The sequence below is a fragment of the Actinophytocola sp. genome (genome assembly GCF_049647105.1).
In the GTDB taxonomy this organism is placed as follows: Bacteria; Actinomycetota; Actinomycetes; order Mycobacteriales; family Pseudonocardiaceae; genus Actinophytocola.
In genome coordinates, this window is the sequence record NZ_JBARWZ010000012.1 from 1 (window position 1) to 4,104 (window position 4,104).

Sequence of the window (4,104 nt, forward strand, 5' to 3'; positions counted from 1 at the left end):
ACCCGGCGCTGGCCGCACTGGCGTCCGCCGTCGGCGGGCCCGACCCGGTGGTCGTCGTCGCCGACGTCGACTGGGACCGCTTCGCCGCCGCGGGGAACCGCGGCGGCCTGCTCACCGAGCTGGCCACCCCGGCGGCCACCGAACCGGTCGCCCCCGCCGATCTCGCCGAGCTGGTGAGTACCACCGTCGCACGCGTGCTCGGGCACTCCTCGGCCGCGGCCGTCGACCCCGACCTGGCGTTCCGCGACCTCGGGTTCGACTCCCTGACCGCCGTCGAACTCCGCAACGCCCTCGGCGCCGCGACCGGCCTGCGGCTGCCCGCCGGACTGGTCTTCGACTACCCGACCCCCGCCGCCCTCACCGCCCAGCTGCGCGCCGAACTGACCGGCGCCACCCCGGCCGCCCCGGTCACGAACATGGTGGCCGCCACCGGTGACGACATCGCGATCGTGGCGATGGCCTGCCGGTTCCCCGGCGGAGTCGCGACACCGGAGGACTTCTGGCGGCTGCTCGCCGACGGGGTCGACGCCGTCGGCGAGTTCCCTGCCGACCGCGGCTGGGACCTGCCGGAGGAAACCCCGTTCGCCAGGCTCGGTGGTTTCCTCGACCGCGCTGGCGACTTCGACGCCGACCTGTTCGGCATCTCCCCGCTCGAAGCCCTCGCCATGGACCCGCAGCAGCGGCTTCTGCTCCAGGTCTGCTGGGAGGCCGTCGAACGGGCGGGTGTCGACCCGACCTCGCTGCGCGGCAGCCAGACCGGCGTGTTCGCGGGCACCAACGGACAGGACTACCCGGCACTGCTCGCCGGTGCCGAGGCCGGTGTCGCCGACCACGCCGCCGTCGGCAACGCCGCCGCCGTCATGTCCGGCCGCGTCGCCTACGCGCTCGGGCTGGAAGGGCCCGCGGTCACCGTCGACACGGCGTGCTCGTCGTCCCTGGTCGCGATGCACCTGGCCGCGCAGTCGCTGCGCGCGGGCGAGTGCACGCTCGCCATGGCGGGCGGGGTGACGGTGATGGCGACACCGACGGCGTTCGCCGAGTTCAGCCGCCAGCGCGGGCTGGCCGCCGACGGGCGGTGCAAACCGTTCTCGGCCGCCGCCGACGGCACCGGCTGGGGCGAGGGCGTCGGCGTCGTCCTGCTGGAACGCCTCTCCGACGCCCAGCGCAACGGGCACGAGGTGCTCGCCGTCATCCGCGGCTCCGCCGTCAACTCCGACGGCGCGTCCAACGGGCTGACCGCCCCGAACGGGCCGTCACAGCAACGAGTCATCCAGCGGGCACTGGCCGCCGCCGGGCTCGCACCGTCCGAGGTGGACGCGGTGGAGGCGCACGGCACCGGCACCGCACTCGGCGACCCGATCGAGGCCGCCGCCCTGCTCGCCGTCTACGGCCAGGACCGCGACCGGCCGCTGCTGCTCGGCTCGGTCAAGTCGAACATCGGCCACACCCAGGCCGCCGCCGGGGTCGCCGGGGTGATCAAGATGGTGCTGGCCATGCGGCACGGCGAACTGCCAGCCAGCCTGCACCTCGCCGAGCGCACCCCGCACGTCGACTGGTCCTCCTGCGCGGTCGAGCCGCTCGCCGAGCGCGTCCCGTGGCCGGGGGAGATCCGCAGGGCAGGGGTGTCCGCGTTCGGCATCAGCGGCACCAACGCCCACGTCATCCTGGAACAGGGGCCACCGGTCCCCGCCGCCGCGCCGGCCCGCCACACCGGCACCACGCCGTGGCCGCTGTCCGCGGCGACGGAGACCGCGCTGCGTGCCCAGGCCCGTGCGCTGCCCGCCGACGGGAATCCGGTGGACACCGGCTGGACGCTGGCGTCCTCCCGGTCCGGCCTGCCGCACCGCGCCGTCGTCCTCGCCGCAGACCCCGCCGGATTCCACAGTGGACTCACCGCCGTCGCGGACGGACTGCCCGCCGCCGACGTCGTGCGCGGCACACCGGTTCCCGGCCGGATCGCCTTCCTGTTCACGGGTCAGGGCGCGCAGCGCGCAGGCATGGGGCTCGGTCTCGCCGAGGCCTTCCCGGTGTTCGCCGACGCGCTCGACGCCGTCTGCGCCCGGTTCGACGCCGGGCTGGACGTCCCGCTGAAGACCGTCATCGCCGGCGACACCGGCCTGCTCGACCAGACCCGGTACGCACAGGCCGCGTTGTTCGCCGTCGAGGTCGCGCTGTTCCGGCTCTTCGAGTCGTGGGGCGTCGTCCCGGACGTGCTGGTCGGCCACTCCATCGGGGAGCTGGCGGCCGCACACGTCGCGGGCGTCCTGTCGCTGGACGACGCGTGCACGCTCGTCGCGGCCAGGGGCAGCCTCATGCAGGCACTCCCCTCCGGTGGCGCGATGCTCGCGGTCGAAGGCACCGAGGACGACGTGCCGGACACCGTCGACCTGGCCGCCGTGAACGGCCCGACGTCCATCGTGGTCTCCGGCGCGGCCGGGGAGATCCAGGCGCTCGAGGACCGGTGGCGGGCCGACGGCCGCCGGGTGAAGCACCTGACCGTCTCGCACGCCTTCCACTCACGGCTCATGGAGCCGATGCTGGCCGCGTTCTCCGAGGTCGCCGACACCCTGACCTACCACCGGCCCCGCATCCCGATGCTGGTCGACGGCGACCCGGCCGACCCCGGCTACTGGGTCCGCCAGGTCCGGGCGACCGTCCCGTTCGCCGGGCACGTCCGGCGCCTGCTGGCCGACGGCGTCCGCGCCGCGGTCGAGCTGGGTCCGGACGGGGTGCTGTCCGCGTTCGTTGACGGCGCCGTGCCCGCACTGCGGTCCGGCCGCGACGAGACCGCCGCCGCGTTGCGTGCTCTCGCCGAGGTCTACGTCCGAGGCGGCAGGCCCCGCTGGGAAGCCGTGTTCGCAGGCTGGGGCGCCCACCGCGTCCCGCTGCCCACCTACGCCTTCCAGGAACAGCGCTACTGGCCGACGGCGACCACGTCGGTGGCCGACCCGGCCGGCTCGTGGTGCTACCAGGTCGGCTGGGACCTCCTGCCGGACCACGCGGGCCCGCCGCCGTCGGGCACCTGGCTGCTCGTCTCCCCGCCACCCGATCTGGCCGACGTCCTGACGGGCGCCGGGATGGACGTGGTGACCGTCGATGGCGGCGACGACCGGGTCGCGCTCGCCGAGCGACTGCGTGGTTTCCCCACGGCACGCGGTGTGCTCACCGCCGACCAGCCGCTGGCCCGCACGGTCGCCCTGTTCCAGGCGCTCGGCGACGCCGGGCTCCGCGCCCCGCTGTGGTGCGCAACCCGGAGCGCGGTCAGCACCGGCGAGGACGACCCGCCCGTGGCCCCGGTGCCCGCCCGCACGTGGGGCTTCGGCCTGGTCGCCGCGCTGGAGCACCCCGACCGCTGGGGCGGCCTGATCGACCTGCCCGCCCGCCTCGACGCCGACGCGGGGCGCAGGCTGGCGGGGATCCTCGGCGGGACGGAGGACCAGGTCGCCGTCCGCGCCGACGGCGTCCACGCCCGCCGCCTGCGCAGGGCCGGCATCTCAGCGCCGGCGACGCGATGGCAACCCGAGGGGACCACGCTGGTCACCGGCGGCACCGGTGCGCTCGGCGCCCACGCCGCCCGCTGGCTGGCCGCCCGCGGCGCGCCCCACCTGCTGCTGACCTCCCGGCGCGGCCAAGAGGCCCCCGGCGTTCCGACGCTGGTGGCTGAGCTGACCGCCCTCGGTGCCCGGGTCGACGTCGTCGCCTGCGACACCGCCGACCGGGACGCCGTGGCCCGGCTGCTCGCCACGCACCCGGTGTCCGCCGTCGTCCACGCCGCCGGTGTCCTCGCCGACAGCACGGTCGACGCCATCACCCCCGATCTCCTCGACACCGTCCTGGCAGGCAAGGCCGACGGCGCCACCCACCTCGACGAGCTGACCCGCGACCGCGACCTCTCCGCGTTCGTGCTGTTCTCCTCGTTCGCCGGTGTCATCGGCAATCCCGGCCAGGCGGCCTACGCAGCCGCGAACGCCCACCTGGACGCCGTCGCGCACCGCCGCAACGCCGAGGGCCTGCCTGCCTGCTCCGTCGCGTTCGGACCGTGGGCCGCGGGCATGACCGGCGCCGAGCGGCCCGGTGTCGTCCCGCTCCAGCCCGCCGCCGCGC

Annotated in this window: 1 protein-coding gene; it reads left to right on the forward strand. The window is 75.9% G+C overall.

From position 1 onward, the window contains the following. Positions 1-4,104: type I polyketide synthase (locus WBA97_RS01215; RefSeq protein WP_424228746.1), on the forward strand; the 4,104-nt coding region annotated here is incomplete at both ends.